General features: G+C 74.0%; 2 protein-coding genes. Both read left to right on the top strand.

The window, feature by feature from the left end:
- The coding region (locus tag BAW75_RS06970; RefSeq protein WP_244206026.1) for a condensation domain-containing protein at nt 1-809 on the top strand (809 nt) is incomplete at its 5' end.
- Between the two features lie 134 nt (nt 810-943).
- A partial coding sequence (locus BAW75_RS06965) for a non-ribosomal peptide synthetase (RefSeq protein WP_104113009.1) occupies nt 944-3378 on the top strand: 2435 nt, incomplete at its 3' end.

Genomic DNA, 3378 nt, shown 5'->3' with positions numbered 1-3378 from the left:
CCACCTGGACACACCCCGCACCCACACTGCACCAGTCCCACGACGAATACACCCGCCTCCGCAACGCCGCCGACCTGCAAACCCAACGAACCTACTGGCGCGAACAACTACGCGACCTACCCCGCCAGGGCGAAGGCCCGGCCACCGCGCCCCTGGAGCAGGCCCTCGCCTGGGGACCGAAGGCGGGCCACACCGTCACCGTCACCCCCGAGGTGCTCGACCGCTGGGACCGGGCCGCCCGCGACCACCGTTTCAGCCGCTCCAGCTACTTCGTGGCGGCCTTCGCCTCGGCGCTGCGCGCCATCCATCAGCAGGACGACATCGCCCTGCTGATGGTGGTCGCCAAACGCGGTAGCCGCGTCCTCGACTCCGCGTTCACCACCCGGCTCAACCTCAACTGCGTGCGGGTGCGCTTCGACGGGCCGCACGACGACAAGCTGGTCCTGCGGGTCGACGAGACGATCCGCGATCTCATGCGGGCCCAGGACGTTCCCTTCGCGGAGACCGCCGACGATCCCGCCGCCGGGCTCTCCGGCGAGGTGGTCGCGAGCCTGCCGACGTTCGTGTTCCAGGACAACGTGGTGGTGCCGCTGGAGCTGCCCGGCTGCCGGGCCGAGGAGGTCGTCGACCCGTACGCCCGGGAGGTGCCCAACGGGCTCACGGTCGAGGTGCTGCCCCGCGTCGACCATGCTCTCCTGCGCGTCACCATCCGCACCGACTACCTGCCGTACAGCTTCGCCGAGGAGCTGAACCACCACATGCTGCGCTTCCTCGAAGACGGGCCGGCGGGTACGCCCACCGCCGGCTGACCGTCCGCCCCTGCGTACCGGACCGCTCGTCGCCGCTTGGCGCGCGGCGCGCGGCCCGTTGTCCCGAGAGTTCGTGGTTGTCCCTTCCGGCGCACCCCTCTGGGTGGCGCCGGCCCTGATCGGAGGCTGGCTCAATGTCTGTCGGAATCGTCGGTGCGCACGCCACGGATGTCGCTGGGCCCGGCTTCGAGATCCTCGACCTGATGGGGGACCTGCGCCGGCCGGCCGCGTGGCCGGCCCGGGCGGCCTCCGCGTACCGGCCGGTCGACCTGCCCGTCCCGGCGGGCGCGCGCTCCCCCGGCGCGGTGCTGCTGGCCGGTCTGCTGGGGGTGCTGGCCCGGTACACCGGCCAGGCCGAGGTGGCGGTCGGTCTGTCGTCGGGCGGCGTGCTGCGGGTCGACGTCGCGGACGAACCGGGCTTCGGCGAGCTGACGTCGCGGGTGGCCACGGCGCTGGCCGGACCGGTCGCGCACAGCGCGGGCGCGGCGGGGCCGGTGGTCGTCGGGCTGGTGGACGCCCCGGTGGCCGAGGTGGGGCCGGACGTGGTGGACGTGGACATCGTGGTGACCGTCGCGGGGGACGGGTCGGCGCTCCGGGTGGACTACGCCGCCGACGGCTTCTCGGCGGACTGGGTGCGGGGCCTGGTGGACCAGACCGTGTCGTTGCTGTCGGCCGGCGTCCGGGAACCCGGGGTGCCGCTGGGCGCGCTGCCGCTGCTGGGCGCGACCGAGCGCGAGCGGCTGCTCGCGGCGGGCCGCCGCCCGGCCCGCCCGGTGCCGGGTGCGCCGCTGCACGAGCTGGTGCTCGAATGGGCGCGACGCACTCCGGACGCGGTGGCCGGCGTCGCCGCCGGGGAGGTGCTGACGTACGCGGAGCTGGCCCGCCGCTCGGGGGAGTTGGCCGCGCGGCTACGGTCGATGGGCGTACGGCCCGGGGACGTGGTGTCGCTGGCGCTGGACCGCAGCATGTGGACGCTCGTCGCCACCCTGGCGGTGCTGCGGGCGGGGGCGGCGTACACGCCGATGGACGTGTCCTGGCCGGCGGAGCGGATGCGGATGCTGCTGGCCGACCACGGCGCCCGGGTCGTCCTCACCGTCGGCGAGGTCGCCCCGCGTGTCCCCGGACCTGACGGCGTACGGGTCGTCGCCCTCGATGCCGACTGGCCCACCGTGACGGCGGCCGAGGCGGCCGACCTGCCGGTGGTGGCACCCTCCCGGCCGGCGTTCGTGATCTACACGTCCGGCTCGACCGGGACACCGAAGGGCGTCGTGCTGACCCACGAGCACCTGACGAACTTCGTCACCTGGATGCGGGAGGAGTGCGCGGTCGGGCCGGACAGCCGGATGCTCCATTCCTGTTCACCGGTCTTCGACGTGGCCCTCGGCGAGATCTACACCGCGCTGACCTCCGGTGCCCGCGTCGTCGTCAGCTCCCGCGACGATCTTCTCGACGCCCGCCGGTTGACGGAGCTGATCGCCAAGGAGCAGGCCACCCACGCGTTCTGCCCACCCACGAACCTCGCCGCCGTCGATCCCGCCGACTGCCCCAGCCTGACGTGCGTGACCCTCGCCGGGGAACCCATTCCGCCCCGCATGGCGCACCGCTGGACGGCCGCCGGTGCCCGCCTGATCAACGCGTACGGGCCCGCGGAGGCATCCGTCGCCTGTACCTGGTACGACGCGTCGAAGGGCTGGCCCGGCGCGTACGTGCCCATCGGCCGACCCATGCCCAACCGGCAGATCCGCGTCGTCGACGCCAATCTCGACCTCGTCCCCATGGGCGTCCCCGGCGAGATCCTCATCGCCGGCGCCGGCGTCGCCGACGGTTACCTCAACCGCCCCGAACTGACCGCCCAGCGGTTCGTCACCGACCCGTACGGCGGCGGGACCGCCTACCGCACCGGCGACCTCGGCCGGTGGAACGCCGCCGGAGCGCTGGAGATCCTCGGCCGGATGGACCACCAGGTCAAGGTCAACGGCATCCGGATCGAACTCGGCGAGATCGAGGCGACTCTCGAACAACACCCGGACGTCGGCACCGCCGTCGTCACCCGTCGCGAGGACCAGGGCACCGCCCGGCTCGTCGGCTACGTCACCGGACGCGACGGCCGCGTCCCCGTCACCGCCGACCTGCGGGCACACGCCGCCGCGGTGCTCCCGCCCTACATGGTCCCCGCCGTGATCATGGTCCTGGACCGGTTCCCCACCGGCGGCACCGGCAAGATCGACCGGCGGGCGCTACCAGAGCCGGGCTCGCGCCGTCCCGACCTCGACGTGCCGTACACCGAACCGGCCACCGACTCCGAACGCCTCGTCGCGGGGATCTTCGCGACGGTGCTCGGGCTGGACCGGGTCGGGACACTCGACGGGTTCTTCCACCTCGGCGGCACCTCCCTGCAGTCCGCCGCCGTCGCTGTCGCCCTCGACGAGGCCGCCGACGTCGCCGTGCCCGTCTCGCAGATCCACCGCACCCCCACCCCGCAAGGGCTGGCCCGCTGGCTCGCCACCGCCCCCGCCGCCCCGGGGCCGAGCCGGCGGGCCAGCCCTTGCCCGGCGGGAGGGCGTGTGAT

The sequence above is a fragment of the Micromonospora chalcea genome, from assembly GCF_002926165.1.
GTDB lineage: Bacteria > Actinomycetota > Actinomycetes > Mycobacteriales > Micromonosporaceae > Micromonospora > Micromonospora chalcea.
The sequence above is the reverse complement of the archived record's forward strand: the minus strand, read 5'-3'. Positions and strand labels throughout refer to the sequence as shown.